The 18,128-nt window shown below is 72.0% G+C and carries 15 protein-coding genes; 10 read left to right on the top strand and 5 right to left on the bottom strand.

Going from position 1 to position 18,128, the window contains the following annotated elements; all coding sequences use genetic code 11:
* Positions 1–50: 50 nt before the first annotated feature.
* On the bottom strand, positions 51–365 hold the full coding sequence (locus tag ACH4LD_RS04145) for a hypothetical protein (protein WP_059263820.1): 315 nt from the start codon (positions 363–365) through the stop codon (positions 51–53).
* Between the two features lie 163 nt (positions 366–528).
* Between ACH4LD_RS04145 and ACH4LD_RS04140 the strand changes: the two genes are divergently transcribed.
* Positions 529–900: an arsenate reductase family protein gene (locus ACH4LD_RS04140; RefSeq protein WP_398053552.1), complete on the top strand. Its 372-nt coding sequence runs from the start codon at positions 529–531 to the stop codon at positions 898–900.
* A gap of 119 nt (positions 901–1,019) precedes the next feature.
* On the top strand, positions 1,020–1,667 hold the full coding sequence (locus ACH4LD_RS04135; protein WP_398053551.1) for a hypothetical protein: 648 nt from the start codon (positions 1,020–1,022) through the stop codon (positions 1,665–1,667).
* A gap of 3 nt (positions 1,668–1,670) precedes the next feature.
* Here the strand turns inward: ACH4LD_RS04135 and ACH4LD_RS04130 are convergent, their stop codons facing one another.
* A complete protein-coding gene (locus ACH4LD_RS04130; RefSeq protein ID WP_398053550.1) occupies positions 1,671–2,525 on the bottom strand; it encodes an alpha/beta fold hydrolase in 855 nt (284 codons plus the stop codon).
* Between the two features lie 48 nt (positions 2,526–2,573).
* On the opposite strand from ACH4LD_RS04130, the gene ACH4LD_RS04125 reads away from it, so the two are divergent.
* The 5 genes from ACH4LD_RS04125 to ACH4LD_RS04105 all read left to right on the top strand — a co-directional run bounded on the left by ACH4LD_RS04125 (position 2,574) and on the right by ACH4LD_RS04105 (position 8,425).
* Complete coding sequence (locus tag ACH4LD_RS04125) at positions 2,574–3,059, top strand: MarR family transcriptional regulator (protein WP_398053549.1); 486 nt, start codon at positions 2,574–2,576, stop codon at positions 3,057–3,059.
* Positions 3,060–3,257: 198 nt separating this feature from the next.
* Complete coding sequence (gene glnII, locus ACH4LD_RS04120; protein ID WP_398053548.1) at positions 3,258–4,289, top strand: glutamine synthetase; 1,032 nt, start codon at positions 3,258–3,260, stop codon at positions 4,287–4,289.
* 493 nt (positions 4,290–4,782) lie between these two features.
* The gene (locus tag ACH4LD_RS04115) at positions 4,783–5,358 is read left to right on the top strand and encodes a winged helix-turn-helix domain-containing protein (protein WP_398053547.1); all 576 of its coding nucleotides are present in this window, start codon (positions 4,783–4,785) and stop codon (positions 5,356–5,358) included.
* A 307-nt stretch (positions 5,359–5,665) separates the two neighbouring features.
* Complete coding sequence (locus ACH4LD_RS04110; RefSeq protein ID WP_398053546.1) at positions 5,666–6,685, top strand: NAD-dependent epimerase/dehydratase family protein; 1,020 nt, start codon at positions 5,666–5,668, stop codon at positions 6,683–6,685.
* Between the two features lie 180 nt (positions 6,686–6,865).
* Positions 6,866–8,425, top strand: a complete 1,560-nt coding sequence (locus ACH4LD_RS04105; RefSeq protein ID WP_398053545.1) for a DUF1996 domain-containing protein — start codon at positions 6,866–6,868, stop codon at positions 8,423–8,425.
* An 88-nt stretch (positions 8,426–8,513) separates the two neighbouring features.
* Here ACH4LD_RS04105 and ACH4LD_RS04100 read toward each other — a convergent pair whose 3' ends face one another.
* Complete coding sequence (locus tag ACH4LD_RS04100) at positions 8,514–8,906, bottom strand: hypothetical protein (RefSeq protein ID WP_398053544.1); 393 nt, start codon at positions 8,904–8,906, stop codon at positions 8,514–8,516.
* Between the two features lie 114 nt (positions 8,907–9,020).
* On the opposite strand from ACH4LD_RS04100, the gene ACH4LD_RS04095 reads away from it, so the two are divergent.
* The 3 genes from ACH4LD_RS04095 to ACH4LD_RS04085 all read left to right on the top strand — a co-directional run bounded on the left by ACH4LD_RS04095 (position 9,021) and on the right by ACH4LD_RS04085 (position 12,331).
* Positions 9,021–9,521 (top strand): tetratricopeptide repeat protein, encoded by a 501-nt coding sequence (locus tag ACH4LD_RS04095; protein WP_398053543.1) that lies wholly within the window; start codon positions 9,021–9,023, stop codon positions 9,519–9,521.
* A gap of 49 nt (positions 9,522–9,570) precedes the next feature.
* A complete protein-coding gene (locus tag ACH4LD_RS04090) occupies positions 9,571–11,484 on the top strand; it encodes a hypothetical protein (RefSeq protein WP_398053542.1) in 1,914 nt (637 codons plus the stop codon).
* A gap of 157 nt (positions 11,485–11,641) precedes the next feature.
* Entirely contained in the window at positions 11,642–12,331 is a 690-nt protein-coding gene (locus tag ACH4LD_RS04085; protein WP_132783776.1) for a TetR/AcrR family transcriptional regulator, read from the top strand.
* Position 12,332: 1 nt separating this feature from the next.
* On the opposite strand, the gene ACH4LD_RS04080 is transcribed toward ACH4LD_RS04085, so the two are convergent.
* Positions 12,333–12,695 carry an isomerase gene (locus ACH4LD_RS04080; protein ID WP_132783775.1) on the bottom strand — a complete coding sequence of 121 codons (363 nt, stop codon included), beginning with the start codon at positions 12,693–12,695 and terminating at the stop codon, positions 12,333–12,335.
* Positions 12,696–12,727: 32 nt separating this feature from the next.
* Positions 12,728–18,127, bottom strand: a complete 5,400-nt coding sequence (gene pulA, locus ACH4LD_RS04075; protein WP_398053541.1) for a pullulanase-type alpha-1,6-glucosidase — start codon at positions 18,125–18,127, stop codon at positions 12,728–12,730.
* Position 18,128 lies beyond the last annotated feature (1 nt).

The following is an 18,128-nucleotide window of genomic DNA, read 5'->3' as shown; positions in this document are numbered from 1 at the left end:
TGCCGGGTGCCCCGCGCCGGTGACGCGGGGCACCCTGCGGCACGGCCGGCTCAGCGGGAGTAACGCATGAGTGCCCGCACCATGTGGCACGTGGTGTCGGACGGCGGGCGCATCCCGATCCGCTCCGCCGTGCCGCGGATCGTCTCGTTCCGGGCCTGGTCCGGGAGATACACGCCGGAGTCGAGCAGGGCTATGGCCAGGCGCATGGCCTTCAGACGCCGGTTGTGCGTGACGTACCACTCGCGCGGCCGGCCGGCCGGCAGCGGTCGCTTCGCCACGGGCTCGTAGGGCGAGTCGAACAGCACGGAACGCTGGGCGGTGGACTGGGTCGGCAACGGCTTCGGCTTCAGGGCGGCAGCGGGCACAGGCATCCTCCTGTCGCGGTCAGGGCACGCACCGGGGTCCGGCGCGCACCCTCGAACACTGCTTCTATTCTACGGGCCACCACTGACAAAAGCCCCTGGCCACAAGGGCTTTCGGGGCTCCAGTGACGGGGGTGCCGAACGGGTTTCGCGTACCGTGTGCGGCATGGAGATCTGGATCAATCCCGCCTGTTCCAAGTGCCGCAGCGCGATCAGCCTGCTCGACGCCGAGGGGGCCGAGTACACCGTCCGCCGTTACCTGGAGGACGTGCCGAGCGCCGACGAGATCAGGGCCGTGCTCGATCGGCTGCACCTCGAACCGTGGGACATCACCCGCACCCAGGAGCCGGTCGCCAAGGAGCTGGGGCTCAAGGAGTGGCCGCGGGACGAGAGCGCGCGGGACCGCTGGATCGCCGCGCTGAGCGAGCACCCCAAGCTGATCCAGCGCCCGATCATCACCGCGGACGACGGTACGGCACTGGTGGCCCGCAGCGAGGAGGCCGTACGGGAGGCCATCTCCCACAGCGGCAAGGGCTGAGGCCGGGTCAACTCCGCAGTGACGCAGGTCACTTCAGTGACTCCTGTAACCGCTGAGTAACCTCGTTCGGTATCTCGTACATAGCGGCGTACGCTCCCCTACCTCTTCAGGAGGCGCGCATGTCGCGCAGGAGAACTCTCGGCACGAAGAAGAAGCTCGCGCTGCTCGTCAGTGCCGCGGCGGTGGCGGGTGGCGGGGCCTTCGCCCTGGCGTCCACCTCCAACGCCGCGCAGAGCCCGCAGAACGCCAGGACGCTGTCCGCCGGGGACTCGACCGTCTGCCAGGGGCTGGCCACGGCCCTCGGCAACAACGAGAGGTTCATCGCGGACCAGAAGGCGAAACCGGACGCCCAGTCGGCGGCCCGGATCGCCAACCGGCAGGCGGTCATCGAGCAGATCAAGGTCCAGCAGAAGGCGTCCGGCTGCACCGTTGGGGAGTCGGCTCAGGGCTCCCAGGCGGCGCAGGGCGGCGACGCGGGCCAGGGCGCGGGACAGCAGGGCGGCGGTCAGCAGGCCGCCGGCCAGCAGGTGTGCAAGGGCTCCACCGTGACGCTCTCCGGCGAGGGCGGCGCCCCGGCCGCGTCCAGCAACCAGTTCCCGGCGGGGACGACCCTGAAGGTCACCAACCTGGACAACAACAAGTCCACCACGGTGAAGGTGACGTCCGTCTCCGGCAGTTGCGTCCTGCTCAACAACGCCGCCTTCGAACAGGTCCGGGAACCGGGCAAGTTCCTCATCCGGCGCGCGGTGATCGAGAAGGTGGGGTGAGGCTCAGGGAGCCGACAGGAAACCGGTGAGGTGGCGGATGAGGGCCGGCGGTGCCGTCTGCGGCAGCGCGTGGTGGGAGACGTCCGGCAGTACGGCCGTCTCCACGCGCGGCAGCAGCGCACCGGCCCGCGCCACCACCTCGTGAGGGTCATGGGTCCTGCTGTTCGCGGCCACGAGCAGCAGGACCGGCACCCGCAGGGCGCGCAGCGCGTCCGGCGCCGGCCGCGGACTGGTCACCGGCTTCACGGCCGGGAAGCCGGCGGCGGCCTCCTGGAGGGCCAGCCAGTCGGGGTCCGGCGCCGCTCCCCCGGTCTCCCACTCCAGGAAGGCGCGGACCCGGCGGGGCGCGGGCCGCAGCAGCATCGGCAGCGCGTGCAGCAGGTACGCCGTCTTGAACCCGGCGAAGCACTGGGTCGGGTCCAGGAGGAACAGACGGCGCACCCGGGCGGGCGCGCGCAGCGCGTGGTGCAGGGCGATCCAGCCGCCGTAGGAGTGGCCGCCGACGTCGGTCGCGGTGACACCGAGGCCGTCAAGGACGGCGTCCAGCCAGTCGGCCAGGTCGGCGACCGTACGGGGGTGGCGGTCGCCGGCCCGGCTCAACCCGGGCGCGCCGGGCAGGTCCACGGCGTGCACCCGGCGGATCCGGGCGAGGCCGGCGGCCTGCGCGTACCAGGAGGCGGAGGTCGCTCCGCCGCCGCCCGGCAGCAGGAGCAGCGGCGGCGCGTCACGCGGGCCGCAGACGTTGACGTGGGCCTCGCCGAAGGGCGTGGCGACCGTCAGCGCCTCGCGGTCGGCGGGCCACTTCGCCAGGACCTTGTCGTACGCAACCCGGTACGCCCCGCCGTCGTGTCCGGCCATGGCGCCGCCCCCTTATTATCTCGCTGAGCAAGATGTTCGCCGAGCGAGATGATAGCCGGGAGGCCCTCCGTGTCCACCCCGTCCGGCCCCGCCGAGGGGCCCGAGCTGGAGATCGTCCACCTGCTGCGCGCCGCCACCGTCGAACTCGGCCTGCACAGTGCCCGGTTCGCCCACCGGAACGGCATGCACCCCACGGACGTGCGCGCCCTGATCGCGCTCATGGACGCGCGGCGCGCGGGCGAGGAGATGAGCGCCGGGCGGCTCGGTGGCGTGCTCGGGCTCAATTCGGCGGGTACGACCGCGCTCGTCGACCGGCTGGAGGGGGCGGGACTGGTGCGCCGGGTGCGCGGGGAGCGGGACCGGCGCAGAGTCGTGATCGACGTGGAGGACCGTGCGGTGGAGCTCGGCTGGGCCTTCTTCGGGCCGCTGATCGAGCGGTCGGCGCAGTTGCTGCGCGGCTACGACGACCACCAGCGGGCGGCGATCCGGGACTTCCTCACCGGCGTACGCGAGGCCGCCGCCCGAGCGCAGTGAACGGCCCCTGCCCCACCCGGCTCCGCCTCACCACGTGAGCCGGAGCGCAGAACGACCAGGTAACACGGGGTTCACAAACGAGCAATGGCCGGGAAACGGCCTGTTGACAGGCTGCCCGGCAGATCGAGCGGCGCACCGGTGCCGCAGCGCCGCAGCACCCGCCGGTGCACCCGACCCACCCCCGAAGGATGTGGCCCCGTGACCTTCAAGGCTGAGTACATCTGGATCGACGGCACCGAGCCGACGGCCAAGCTGCGTTCCAAGACGAAGATCATCACGGGTGCTCCGGCCGGTCTCGACGCGCTGCCGATCTGGGGCTTCGACGGCTCCTCCACCAACCAGGCCGAGGGCCACTCCTCGGACTGCGTGCTCAAGCCGGTCTTCACCTGCCCCGACCCGGTGCGCGGCGGCGACGACGTCCTGGTGCTGTGCGAGGTGCTCGACACCGACATGAAGCCGCACCCGTCCAACACCCGGGCCGCGCTGGCCGAGGTCGCCGAGCGGTTCGCCGCGCAGGAGCCGATCTTCGGCATCGAGCAGGAGTACACCTTCTTCGACGGCTCCCGCCCGCTGGGCTTCCCCGAGGGCGGCTTCCCGGCCCCGCAGGGCGGTTACTACTGCGGTGTCGGCGCCGACGAGATCTTCGGCCGGGAGATCGTCGAGGCCCATCTGGAGAACTGCCTGAAGGCCGGTCTCGGCATCTCCGGCATCAACGCCGAGGTCATGCCGGGCCAGTGGGAGTTCCAGGTCGGCCCGCTCTCCCCGCTGGAGGTCTCCGACCAGCTCTGGGTGGCCCGCTGGCTGCTGTACCGCACCGCCGAGGACTTCGGCGTCTCCGCGACCCTGGACCCGAAGCCGGTCAAGGGCGACTGGAACGGCGCGGGCGCCCACACCAACTTCTCCACCAAGGCCATGCGCGAGGGCTACGGCGCCATCATCACCGCGTGCGAGTCGCTCGGCGAGGGCTCGAAGCCGCTGGACCACGTGAAGAGCTACGGCGCCGGCATCGACGAGCGGTTGACGGGCCTGCACGAGACCGCCCCCTGGGACAAGTTCTCCTACGGCGTCTCCGACCGCGGTGCCTCGGTCCGCATCCCGTGGCAGGTCGAGAAGGACGGCAAGGGCTACATCGAGGACCGCCGCCCGAACGCCAACGTCGACCCGTACGTGGTGACCCGCCTGCTGGTGGACACCTGCTGCACCGCGCTGGAGAAGGCCGGCCAGGTCTGATCCGTACCGCCGCGTCCGAGGGGCGCCCGCCGTCACGGCGGGCGCCCCTCGCGCGCGTCACGCCCCGTCCTTGCCCCGCCGCTGTCCGGAGAATGAGACGGCGATCCGGCCACCGATGGGCCGTGGCAGGCCGCTGACCAGCGCGGAAAGCCGGGGTTCAGGGTGGACGCAACGTCAATTTCACGCCAAGGAAGCGTCCAAGCAGTGAGAGGAGGCTCCTGCCCGGCGCACGCCTCTGCTTCAATGGGCGCATGGCCGGCTTCCAGCAGATCACCGCGACGGGTCGCCACGACCTTGAGCCGTTCTGGCCTTCCCGTCAGCACCACGACTTCGACCGTGTGTGTCGCCCCGCGAGGAACGCGCGGGCCCTCTAAAGCCGTACACCCCGGCCTTCGGCCAGCGCGGAACGACGTACGTCCTCCGGCGCGCCCGACCACGAATCGCGGCCGCCGCACCTTCCGACGAACTCCTCGCGCGAAAGAGCTGACCTCTCATGGCGACCTCCCGTTCCCTGTCCACCGCCACCCTGACCGCCCCCGCCGCGAACGGCACCCGGCACCGGCTGCGCGCCGTCGACCGGGACGAGGTGGTGGACGTCGCTGACTTCCTGCCGCCCGGCGCCACCTGGCTGCCCGCGCCGCAGCACACCCTGCCGACCCTCCCGGGCCAGCCGCCGATGGTCGGCTACCTGGTGCTGGTCCCGGCCGACCAGCGGCCCCCGTTTCTGCCGGTCGCGGTCCCGGACCAGCCGGAGACCGAGGCGGACCCCGGCACCGAACCGCTGGTGCGGATCGACCCCGTGCGGCGCACCGCCAGCGTCGACGGCCGTGAACTCGACCTGACCTACCTGGAGTTCGAGCTGCTGGCGCACCTGGTGGCGCACCCGCACCGGGTGCACACCCGCGACCAGCTCGTCACCACGGTGTGGGGCTACGGCCACGTCGGCGACGGCCGCACCGTCGACGTCCACATCGCCCGGCTGCGCCGCAAGCTGGGCGCCGAGCACCGCCAGGCGATCCAGACGGTGCGCCGGGTCGGGTACAAGTACACCCCGCCGACGGCCCACTGACCGCCCCGCCACCGACAGGGCTCCAACTCCCACGGGCCGGGTCTCGCCGACCGCCGGGTCCGGGGGGCCCGGCGGTCGGCGACCGTACGGCCCTGACGGGATCGCCGACTCAAACAACCGTACGACCCCGTCGGGGCCCCGGGCTCCGCCGACCACTCGGCCCCGGGGACCCGGCTTCAACGACCGCACGACCCCCGGCGGAACCCCCGGCTCCGGCGTCCACGCGCCAACGCCCACTCCCCACCGGCCGTTCTGCCCTCGGCAGAGCCCCGCGCCGTCGGGGGTCCGGGCCGGGCACGATCCCGGTATGAGACTTCTTGTGCTGGGCGGGACGGAGTTCGTGGGACGGGCCGTGGTGGAGGGGGCGCTCGGACGCGGCTGGGAGGTGACCGTCTTCCACCGGGGACGGCACCGACCACCGTCCGGAGTGCGGTCGTTGCACGGCGACCGCACCGCGCCCGGCGGCCTCGCCGCCCTCGCGGCGGACGGCGGCGAGGGCTGGGACGCCGTGGTGGACACCTGGTCGGCCGCCCCGCGTGCCGTGCACGAGGCGGCCCGGCTGCTGCGCGGCCGGGCCGGGCGGTACGCGTACGTCTCCAGCCGGTCGGTGTACGCCTGGCCCTGGCCGTGCGGGGGCGCGGAGGACGCTCCGCTGGTCGAGGGCGCCGCCGCGGACGCCGGGCCGACGGACTACGCGCGGGACAAGCGCGGCGGCGAACTGGCCGCCGTCGGGGCCTTCGGCGCGGCGGACTCGCTGCTGGTCCGGGCCGGGCTGATCCTCGGCCCGTACGAGAACGTCGGCCGGCTGCCCTGGTGGCTGACCCGGATCGCCCGCGGCGGCCCGGTCCTGGCCCCCGGCCCACGGGACCTGCCCGTGCAGTACGTCGACGTGCGCGACCTCGCCGATTGGCTGCTCGGCGCGCTGGAGCGCGGGCTGTCCGGGCCGTACAACCTGGTGAGCCCGCCCGGCCACACCACCATGGGCGAGCTGCTCCAGGCGTGTCTGCGGGTCACCGGCGCGGACGCGGAGCTGCGCTGGACCGACCCGGAGCCGATCCTGGAGGCCGGGATCGAGCCGTGGACCGAGCTGCCGGTGTGGGTGCCGCCGGGCGGCGAGATGTACGACGCCGTGCACCGCGCGGACGTGTCGCGGGCGGTGGCCACGGGGCTGGTGTGCCGGCCGGTGGGCGAGACCGTCGCGGACACCTGGCGGTGGCTGACGGAGATCGGCGGCAGCGCGCCCCGGCGCCCGGACCGGACCCGCAAGGGCCTGGACCCGGAGGTGGAGGCGAAACTGCTGGCACGGACCGGGCAGGACCCGACATGACCGACGATTCCCGTGAACTTCCGCTGGCCAAGCGGTGGTTGGGGCCGCTGTCGCACGGTGGTTCCGTGAGGAATTCGTGAGACCGCTGAACACCTCCGGGGCGGCGTCCGTATGGAAGGGCGCCGCTTCACTCCTGTCGGGCGCCTCGATGCTGCCCCGCAAGGAAGTCAGAGGAGTTCCATGGGACGCAACACACGAAAACGCCGTACGCCGCTGGCCACCAAGGCCATAGCCGCATCGGCGGCCCTAGCGCTCGGTGGGGGCGGGCTGATCTGGGCGAACTTCTACGCCTCGGCTCACGAGTCGGACAACCAGTCGTGGGGAGGCAACCAGACGAAGGCCGCGACGGCGCAGGTCGCGACCATCTCCTGCCCGGACGTGGGGCAGAAGCTCACCAACGTGCCGGCGCAGGCCCGTACCGAGGTCGCCGGGGAACTGGCCAACCTCGACCGCCAGATCACCGACGCCTACCAGCGTCTGGCGACCACGCGGGACGCACAGGCCAGGGACGCGAGTTTCGTGCAGAACTCCATCCTGCAGCCGCTCCAGGACCGGCGGAAGGCGATCCTCGACCGGATCAGGCTGGAGATCACCCGCGTCGGCGGCACCGCTCCCAGCAGCCTGGACACCCTGGCCACCTGCACGGCGCAGAACGCCAACCAGACCACCGCCGGCGGCCAGCAGCAGAACGGCGGCCAGCAGCAGGGCGGTCAGCAGCAGAACGGCGGCCAGCAGCAAGGCGGTCAGCAGCAAGGCGGTCAGCAGCAGAACGGCGGTCAGCAGGGGCAGAACGGCCAGCAGGGCAACATCGGCGGGCAGGCCGGCAACGGCCCGGTCGCGGCCGACTTCGTGGACATCACCAAGGTCCAGGCGAACGTCAAGGCCAAGCCGCGCGCCGGCCGCAACGCCTCCACCGGCAGCTTCACCACGCGCTGCGGTGTGAACGCCAACAAGAACCACAACACCGACAACGTGATCGTGGCGCCCGGCGTGGCCAACGGCGCGCACCACCTGCACGACTACGTCGGCAACCAGAAGGTCAACGCCTTCTCCAGCAACCAGACGTTCCTCCAGGCCGCCACGAGCTGCCAGAACCAGAGCGACCTGTCGTCGTACTACTGGCCGGTGGTGCGCGTCCAGGACGGCACCCAGGACTTCGACCAGAACGCCGACGGCGGTGGCAAGGAAGGCAACGTCGGCCGCATCCTGACCCCGGTGCAGGCGCAGATCAAGTACGTGGGCAGCCCGCGGAGCAAGGTCGTGGCGATGCCGCAGTTCCTGCGGATCATCACCGGTGACGCCAAGACCACCACCAACGGTCTGGCCAACGCCAACGCGCACTGGAGCTGCACCGGCTTCGAGAACAAGGTCCAGCTGACCACGCAGTACCCGATCTGCCCGCAGGGCAGCAAGGTGGTGCGGACGTTCGCCTTCCAGAGCTGCTGGGACGGCCAGAACGTCGACAGCGCCAACCACCGCACGCACGTCGCGTTCGCCGACGCCAATGGCAACTGCCAGAACGGCTTCAAGGCGATCCCGCAGCTGACGATGCGCCTGGTGTACAACATCACGCCGCCCACCATCCAGAACGGCCAGGTGAAGAACGCCTACGCGGTGGACGGGTTCCCGGAGCAGCTCCACAAGGCGGCCACGGACCACGACGACTTCATCAGCGTCACGAAGAACGGTCTGGCCAACAAGATCGCCAACTGCGTCAACCGCGGTCAGAACTGCTCATGATCCCGTAACGGGCGCAGGACAGAAGGCCGGTGACGAATCCCCCTCCCGTCACCGGCCTTCGTCGTGCCCTCGCGCCCGGGCGCGCTCGTCAGCCGCTGTGCGCGTGGTGGTCGGCGCCGTCCTCCAGGTCGCCGCCGAGCCTGCCGCGCAGCGCCTTGACCACCCCGTCGTCGCCGACGGCGACCCACTTGCGGCCGACCAGGTAGTGACCGCCGTAGTCCTTGGCGTCGTTGATCCACTCGCGCTGGCCGCGGTCGGTGGCGAAGGTGGCGAGGATGAACCTGCCCTCTCCGGTACGGCAGATGGCCTGGCGGATCTCGTCCGCGTCGGTCTGCATGTTCGGCTCGCACTTCACCTGGGCGGCCAGGTGCTCCAGGCTGCCGGTCGCGGTCGGCGGCACGGACTCCGTCCTGCCGCCCGAGCCGCAGCCCGCCAGCGTCAGTACGGCCGCCGCGCCGAACAGCAGTCCTGTCAGCCTCATCTGTTCCTCCGGTCCGGTGTGCCAAGCATGCCCCAGCGCCTTCGGATACGGCTCCCGCGCGCGCTGCGCTCAAATCCGGTGACCGGGCGCGCACGGCTGTGCGAAGGTGACGCGGTGAACCAGAACTGGGAAGACCGCGTGACCGCCGCCTGGGCCGCCTTCGACGCGTATCCGGAGGAGCGCGCGCACGAGTTCCGCGCGCTGATCGACACCCTCGTCGCCGAACTGCCGGACGACAGCCCGCTCGGCCCCTTCGAGCAGGCCTGCGCCTGGGACTCCACCGGGCACTCCGACAAGGCGGTGCCGCTGTACCGGGAGGCCCTGGCCCGAGGACTCGACGGGTACAAGGGCCGCCGAGCGAAGATCCAGTTGTCGAGCTCGCTGCGGAACACCGGTCGGGCGGAGGAGGGCGTCGAACTCCTCACCCCCGAACTGGACGCCCCGTCCGACGAGTTGGACGACGCGATACGGGCCGTTCTCGCCCTGTGCCTGTCCAGTCTCGGCCGTGACCGCGAGGGCCTGTCCCTGGTGCTCGGCGCGCTCGCCCCCCATCTGCCGCGTTACCAGCGGTCGATGGCGAACTACGCGCGCGCCCTGGTCGAACCCCGGGTGTGAACCACTCGTCCGGCGGTGACCAACCGCCGGCTCGCTCGTTCTCCCGGACGTGCAGTCACAGGATGTATCCCAGCGCCACGCACCCTCCCCCGCCGGGAGCGCCGGTCCGGTCGACGTCGAGCAGGCCGAGGCCGCGCTCGTCGAGCACTACCCCCGGCTGGTCCGGCTGGCCTACCTGGTGCTGCCGCCGGGCCTCGGCCGCGGCCGCCGGGTCCTGACCGCACACGCCCTCGTCCAGCGCGCCCTGCCCCGGGGCCGCACACAGCCGTCCGTGATCCCGGCCCAGGCCGCCGGCCGGGACGGCGACCCCGGGTACGCCTACCTGCGCGAGCGGATCCTGCGCACGGCCCTGGAGGCGGCCCGCCCCCGCAAGGGCCTGCCCCGGCTCGCCCCGCCGCTGCTCCCCCAGGTGTGGGGCCTGAGACTGTTCCCGCGCTCCGGCGGCGCCGACGAACTCGCCCTGGACCAGCGGCTGTCCGCCCTGTCCGGCCCGGCCCGCGCCGCCTATGTGCTACGCGGCCTGGAGAAGCTGCCCGACCCGGACATCCGCGACCTGCTCCACGCCGCCGGGGTCACCGATCCGGGCGGCGCGCTGGCCGCGGCGAACGGTGTGCCCATGCAGCCGGGGCTGCTCTCCTCGCCGGAGTTCGACCCGTGCTCGCTCCAGGCCCGGCCCACCGATCTGATGCGCCGCCGCCGGCACACCAAGGCCGCCCTCGCCGCCGCCGCGGCGCTCGCGGTGTGCGGCGCGCTGGTCGCCCTGCCGGGCGACGGCTGGGGCCCCGACGGTGCCGCCGCGCCCCCCTACGCCGGGAACCCTGCCGCCGAGGCCGCACTCGACCCCGGCAAGGTGACCCGGGTCTCCCCCACCGCCTGGCGGACCTCGGCCCGTACCGACTTCTCCGTGTGGCCCGCGCGCGGCCCGCTCACCGGCGACAAGGCCCTGCTGCGCCGCGCCCTCGCCGTCTGGGCCCGCCCCGGGGAGACGGTCCGCGTCTCGGCGACCCCCGGCACCCAGACCGGCGGCCCGGCCGGCCCGCCCCAGTTGCTGTACGCGGGCGAGGTCGACACCGCCCGGGTGGTGATCCTCTACGACGGCCTGCGCATCGCCCGCTACGCCGAGCCGGAGAACGGCACGCGGGGCGCGGCACTGGACTTCGCCCGGGTCGACGGCGCGACGGGCGCCGGGGCGAGCGCGCTGGTGCTGGGCCGCTCCGACGGCAACGTCCGCTATCTGACCGCCCCGTGGGTGACGAAGGCGGCGCAGCGGGACCTGACGAAGCCGGACGCGCAGGCGACGCCGCTCATGCTCGCCGACGGTGTCACCGCGCCGCTGGCCAGCCCCGCCGTGCGGACCGGCGGCTGCGCCTCGTGGACCGTGCTCCAGCTGACCGACGCCTCCGGCACCCGGCTCACCACCGACCTGGGCGAGCTGGTCCCGGCCCACCTCACGGCCGGCCGGCCCGGCGCGGCCGGGGAGGCGTCCGGCGCGTGGGGGCTGCGCACCTGGGCGCCGTTCGCCTGCTCCCTGGCGGCCGAGCGCTCGTCGGGCGTCCGGAGCGTCAACGCCTGGGCGTTCGCCGAGCAGCCGCTGCCCGAGGGCAGGGGGTCCGGTGCGTGGGTGTGCACCAGGGCGGAGACCTGGCGCGGCGACGGCACGGCCGCGCTGGCCCAGTTCCGCACGCCGGGCGGGGCGGCCGGGGCGGTCGTCGCCAAGGGCACGGATGTGCCGGCCTGCGGGCCGCGTGATCCTCATGTGCTGGCCGGGGTGCTGTGGAAGTCACCGGCGGGGAGCTGGTACCTGCTCGCGGCGGGCAGCGAGGGGACGTCGTCGGTCTCGGCGACGGGCGGGGTCACGGGGTCCGCGGAGGGGCCGCTGCTCGCCGTCAAGGCCGAGAAGGGCGCACGGGCGGACCTGAAGGGCACCCTGACGGACGATCGGGAGATCAGCGGGCTGCACTAGCTGACACGAGTGACCGTGCCGGCTGGCGGTTGCTGTACGCGGGGGGGGGCGAGCGGGCCTCGATGCCGTTCCGGGTCGTGTCTCCCGGGCACGGAGTGATCGCCCGGTGCTCGACATGTGATCACGAGCGGCCGGAACCGATCGGTAAAGTGTTCGCATGAGTACCGGGGTTCGCCGCAGGATGGGCGTCGAGGAACGTCGGCAGCAGCTGATCGGCGTCGCCCTCGACCTGTTCAGCCGACGCTCGCCCGACGAGGTCTCCATCGACGAGATAGCCTCGGCGGCGGGCATCTCGCGGCCGCTCGTCTACCACTACTTCCCGGGCAAACTCAGCCTGTACGAGGCCGCGTTGCAGCGTGCCTCGGAGGATCTCGCGAGCCGCTTCGCCGAGCCGCACGAGGGCCCGCTGGGCGCCCGGCTGCTGCGCGTGATGGGCCGCTTCTTCGACTTCGTGGACGAGCACGGCCCCGGTTTCTCGGCCCTGATGCGCGGCGGCCCCGCCGTCGGCTCCACGACGACGAACGCGCTCGTCGACTCCGTCCGGCAGGCCGCGTACGAACAGATCCTGTCCCATCTGGGCGTGGCCGAGGCCTCCCCGCGCCTGGAACTGGTCGTCCGCTCCTGGATCTCGCTCGCCGAGTCCACGGCGCTGATCTGGCTGGACGGCCGGCGCATCCCGCGCGCCGAGCTGGAGCGGCAGCTCGTGCACGACTTCGCCGCGCTGGCCGCCGTCGGCGCCGCCCACGACGAGGGCATGGCCGCCCTGCTCCGCACAATGGTGCGGGACGAGCCGGCCGACGGCCCCATCGCGGAGCTGGTCGGCCGGCTGCTGTCCCTGGCGCCCTGACCTACCGGTCGGACTTCCGGTACGACGGGTCGAGGTCGCGGATCTCGGCGGAGGCGTGCAGCGTGAACGCCGCGTCCGCCACGTGCTCGCGGAGCAGCTCCAGGGCCGTCTCCGTCAGCTTCGCCTTCGTCTCGTCGCTGCGTCCGGCGAGGAGCCCGATCGTCACGTGCACGACGGCGTGCCCGCGCGCCTCGGGGTCCTCGTACCCGAACACCGTGTACGCGCTCGGCCGGAACTGCGTCTTGCAGGCTTCCGGCTTCGCCGCCGCGATCTCCACGGTCGCCTCGTGCAGCGCCCGGGCGAAGCCCGCACGGTCGAAGGCGTTCTCCATGGTGGCGGAGTAGTCGATGGTGATCTGCGGCATGCGCACTCCTGTTCTAGGGCAACGGCCTCACCCTAGTTCCCCGCGCGGGTGAACACCGCGACGGTCCGCGCGGGGACGGTGAACGTGCCCGAGCCGGCCGCGTAGGCGGCGGTCCTCACCACCTCGTCGGCGCCCGCCGCCTGCACCGGGTGCAGCCGGTACGGCGTCCCGGCGAGGGCGGCGATCTCCTGCTCCTGCCGCTGCGGGGTCGCGTTGAAGACGACCACCAGGTCACCGAGGCGCATGGTGATCACGCCCGGCGTCTCGTCCTTCCCGGACAGCGGGAACGACAGCTCTTCCTGCACCCGCGCGGCCGTCCCGAGGGAGAACGCCTTCTCGGTCGTGCGGATCCTGAGCAGGTCCCGGTAGGCGGCCGAGGCGCCGGTGATCTGCTCGCAGCCGACCTTGACCGTGCTCAGCAGCGGCTTCGCGTACCGCCACTTGGACTGGTTGTCGGCCGCCGGGGGCAGCCCGCGCCCGAAGCCGTTGCCGTCGGCGCAGTTCCAGTGGATGGCGTTGAACCAGTCCCCGCTGTCGAAGGAGTTGCGGTCCAGGGACTTCGAGCGCAGCAGGTCGGTGCCGGCCTGGGAGAGCGCGGGTCCCTGGGAGAGGGCCGCCGTGGCCATCGCGAGGACCTGCATCCGGGCCCGGTCGGACGCGGAGGTGTCCTTCGGCAGTTTGTAGGTCAGCGCGTCGAACAGGGACTCGTTGTCATGGGCGTCGACGTAGGCCAGGGCGTCACCGGGCGCGTGTGCGTACCCGGCGGGCGCGCCGTTGTAGTCGACCCCGGCGCCGGTCACCTCCTTGCCGTCGGTGTCGGTGAACCGGTACCCGGCCAGGTTGCCGGTCAGGCCGACCTTGATCAGGTCCTGGTAGTGCAGCAGGCGTGCCTTCTGCTCCTCCTCGGTGCCGTTGGCCGTGGACGCGTTGGGGTCGGTGAAGAGCCCGGACGCGAAGCCCTGGACGCCGGGGTCCTCGTCGAAGGGGCCGCCGCCGCGCACCGCGTCACGGGCGCGGTCGGAGAAGGTGGCGATGCCGGTGCCGGCCATGTTGGCCTGCGTGGCCTGCACGAACCGGGCGTCGTTCGCGACCTCGCCGAAGTTCCAGCCCTCCCCGTACAGGATGATCTTCTTGCCGTCGACGCCGTCCTTCTCGACGGTCAGCGCGTCCAGGGCCTTGCGGACGGCGAGGATGTTGGCCTTCGGGTGGTGGCCCATGAGGTCGAAGCGGAACCCGTCGACCTTGTACTGCTTGGCCCAGGTGACGATGGAGTCCACCACCAGCTTGCCCATCATCGCGTTCTCCGGCGCGGTGTTGGCGCAGCACGTGCTGTTGGCCACCGAGCCGTCGGCGAGGAGCCGCTGGTAGTAGCCGGGCACGATCCGGTCCAGCACGGAGGTGTCCGCCTGACCGGCGGCCGCGGTGTGGTTGTAGACGACGTCCATGACGACCCGCAGCCCGTCCTGGTTCAGCGACTGGACCATCCGGCGGAACTGGACGGTACGGGCCGTGCCGTCCGGGTCGGTGGCGTACGAACCCTCCGGGACCGTGTAGTGGTACGGGTCGTAGCCCCAGTTGTAGGCGTCCTTCGCGGCGGTCCTCGCCACGCACTCCTGCTGCTGGTCGGAGTCGGCCGGGTAGGAGGCCAGGTCGCAGTCCGGCCGCGCCTGGTCGGCCTTCCGCTCGGCGATGGTGGCGATGTCGAACGCGGGCAGCAGGTGGACGTACGACGTCCCGGCGCGGGCCAGCGCCCGCAGGTGCCTGGAGCCGTCGCTGTCCTTGTCGGTGAAGGCCAGGTAGGTGCCCGGGTGCTTCGCGGTGCGGTCCTCGACGGAGAAGTCCCGGATGTGCAGCTCCTGGATCTGCGCGTCCTTCAGCGGGACCGCCTTCGGCTTGCGCAGCGACGTCCAGCCGGCCGGGGCCAGGGACGGGTCGTTCAGGTCCACGACGAGGCTGCGCCCGGAGTTCGCGGTGAGCGCGACCGAGTACGGGTCGGTGACCTTGTTGGTGACCAGCTTGCGGACGCTGGGCGCCCACACCTTGACGACGTACCGGTAGGGCTTGCCCTTCCAGGACGCGGGGCCGGTGACGGACCAGACCCCCGTGGTGTCGTCCCGGTGCATCGGCACGGGGTCGCCGGCGAGTTCGAGTGAGACGCTCTGGGCCGTGGGCGCCCAGACGGACAGCGTGGGCCTGCCGTCGTGGAAGACCGGGCCGAGCTTCGCCTTCCTCGCACCGGGGTAGAGGTCGTCCAGCACGCCGGCGATCTGCACACCGGTCGCGGCCAGTACGGCGCCGCCCGCGGCGCGCTGGGAGGCTACGAGCTGGCCCTTGAGGGCCTCGCGGATCCGGTCGCGGTCGCGCGGGTCGACGGACCAGGCGGTGTAGTCCTTCAGATGCGGGAACCTCGCCTTCTGCGCGTCGGTCAGCGCGGTCTTCTCCAGCCGGATCCAGCGTTCGTCGTCACTGGTCAGCGTCCCGTCCTCGACGGTGATCGAGCCGTCGCGGGAGTACAGCAGCTGGGTGGAGGCGGCGCCGTCGACGCCGTTCCAGGCGAGGGTGTCCCGGTCGATCCAGACCGCCTTGGACGTGGTCAGGTCCAGCGCGGCGGCACTGCCGGCCGGCTGGGGCAGCAGGTACTGCTCCTGGCCGTTCACCAGCCAGACCTCGTTGCCGCTGGCCCTGAGGTCCAGGGACTGGTCGGCCGGGAGGTCCTTCTCGTCGCCCTTGTGGATGATGTAGCTGAGGCTGGTGGCACCCTCGGTGAGCGGCACCTCGAAGACCGCGCCATAGGCATCAGTCTTCACCGGCTCCAGCGGGTCCGACCAGTCGGTGGGGTGCGCCGCACCCGTCCAGACGTGCAGGCCCCAGCCGTCGTAGTTCCCGTCGGTACGGTGGTAGTGCAGGACGGCCTTGGTCTTGTCCTGGGCGGGATAGCCGGGCCGTTCGGTCCGTACCTCGGCCTTGCCCTGCTCGATCCAGACCTCACCCGTCCTGGTGACGTCGATGGACCGGTCGGCCGAGACGTCCTTGTCGCCGTCCTTGTCGATGACCAGGAAGCCGACGTTGGAGGCGCCGGGCTTGAGCTTGACGTAGGCGAAGGCGCCGTAGGCGTCCCGGCCGATGAAGGGGTGGCTGGCCGGCCAGTTCGTGGCCTCGCCGTCGGCGAGGTCCCCCCAGGCGTACAGGCCCCAGTCGGCGTAGTCCCCGTCCGTGCGCTGGTAGTGGACGATCGCGTAGTCCCGGGAGGAGGCCGTGGGGACCTCGGGCGTGGGCGGGGTCCCGGTGGTGCTGCTCGCCGTGGCGCTCGCGGTGCGCCCGGCCGAGTCGATGACGACGGCCTTGTAGCGCAGGGCGGTGCCGGCGGGCACGTCCTTGCCGAGGGTCTGGGTGACCTGGTAGGGGGCGTGGTCGGCGGAGCCGAGCGTCTTCCACGTGCCGTTTCCGACCTGGGCGGCGAAGACGACCCGGTTGAGCTGTCCGCCGTCGACGTCGGCCTTCAGGACGGCCGTCCCGGTGGCTCCGGCGGCCGGGGCGGTCAGGGTGATCCCTGGCTTGGTGGCCGGCTCGGCGAGGGTGCCGGCGGCCTTGTAGACGACGGCGGAACCGGCCGGGACGGTGACGGTGGCCTCCCTGTCGCCGTCCGTCCGCACGGTGCCGGTGGCGCCGTAGACGCCCCGGTACGACATGTCCGCGGATCCGGTCGCGAACGTCGCCGTCTTCGCGGAGTCGGCGTTGTTGAAGGCGACGACGTATTCCTGGCCCGTCCGGGCGTCGGTGCGTGTGAAGGCGTAGACACCGGGCCCGTCGGCCGCGTACCGCTCGGTCTGCACTCCGTCGGTCAGGGCAGGATCGGTCTTGCGCAGCTTCGCGAGCGCGGCGATCTGCCGGTACAGCGGGGCCCCGGTGTCGTAGGCGGCGCTCGCGTGGGTGCGGTCGGTGCCGATCTCGTCGTCGTCCAGGTAGTCGGCGACCTTGGAGGCGAACATGGTCTGGCGGGCGTCCTTGTCGCCGCCGGAGCCGGTGAAGCCCTGCTCGTCGCCGTAGTAGACGACCGGGTTGCCCCGGCTGAGGAACATCAGCTCGTTGGCGAGCCTGTCCTTCTTCAGGATCTCGGCGTCGGTGGCCTTCGGGTTGTCCTGCTTCAGGAAGTACCCGATGCGGCCCATGTCGTGGTTGCCGAGGAAGGTGACCTGCTCGTAGGCGTTGGCCTTGTCGGTCGTGTACCGGTAGTCGTCACCGAAGACGCTCGCGAGTCTGCGTGCGCTGCCGCCCTGGGAGGCGTAGGCGCGGGCCGCGTCCTGGAAGGAGAAGTCGAGGGTGGCGTCCAGTCGGCCCTGGGTGACGTACGGGGAGGTGACGGCGGTGTCGGCGGAGTACACCTCGCCGAACATGAAGAAGTTCTTCCGCCCGCGCCCGGCCGCGTACCGGTCCAGCGCGGTGGCCCACTGGGTCCAGAACTCCATGTTCACGTGCTTGACGGTGTCGATCCGGAAGCCGTCGACGGCGAAGTCCCGCACCCACCGCTCGTAGATCTTCTCCATGCCGTGGACGACCTCGGGACGCTCGGTCCACAGGTCGTCCAGGCCGGAGAAGTCGCCGTAGGTGGTGGACTCGCCGGCGTACGTCGAGTCGCCCCGGTTGTGGTACATCGTCGGGTCGTTGAGCCAGGCCGGGACCTTGCTCCCGCTGGTGGCCTTCGGGGTGTACGGGAAGGAGGCGCCGGAGACGGCCGGGAACCTCCGGCTGCCGTCGGCGTGGTCGGCGTCGTCGAAGGGCCTGCCGTCCTTGGTCAGGTAGGGGAAGGCGCCCTTGGAGAGGTAGTCGTAGGACTTCTCGTCGTAGTCCACGACGTCGGCGGTGTGGTTGGTGATGACGTCGAAGAAGACCTTCATGCCCTTGGCGTGGGCCTTGGAGATGAGGGACTTGAGGTCGTCGTTGGTGCCGAAGTGCGGGTCGACCTGGGTGAAGTCGGTGATCCAGTAACCGTGGTAGCCGGCCGAGGCGTTGCTGCCGGTGCCCTGCACCGGGCGGTTCTTGAAGATCGGCGCCAGCCAGATGGCCGTGGTGCCGAGGCCCTTGATGTAGTCGAGCCGCTTGGTCAGGCCCCTGAGGTCGCCGCCCTGGTAGAAGCCCTTGTCGGTGGGGTCGTACCCGGTGGACAGGCGGGATCCGGTCAGGCCGCCCCGGTCGTTGGAGGTGTCCCCGTTGGCGAAGCGGTCCGGCATGACGAAGTAGAACTGCTCGCGGGTGTCGTCGTGCCGGGCGGGTACGGCGGCGAGCTTCGCGTCCGAGGGGGGCGCGGGCGGGGTGGCCGCGTGGGCGGCCAGTGGCTGGAGCAGTGCGGCGGCGAGGGCGACGGCGGTGACGGCCGCGGCCCGTCGGCGCTGCGGGGTTCGGCGTCTGTGCGGCGCCGGCCATCTCGGTATCACA

This window comes from Streptomyces sp. NPDC017676 (genome assembly GCF_044329325.1).
GTDB lineage: Bacteria > Actinomycetota > Actinomycetes > Streptomycetales > Streptomycetaceae > Streptomyces.
The sequence above is the reverse complement of the archived record's forward strand: the minus strand, read 5'-3'. Positions and strand labels throughout refer to the sequence as shown.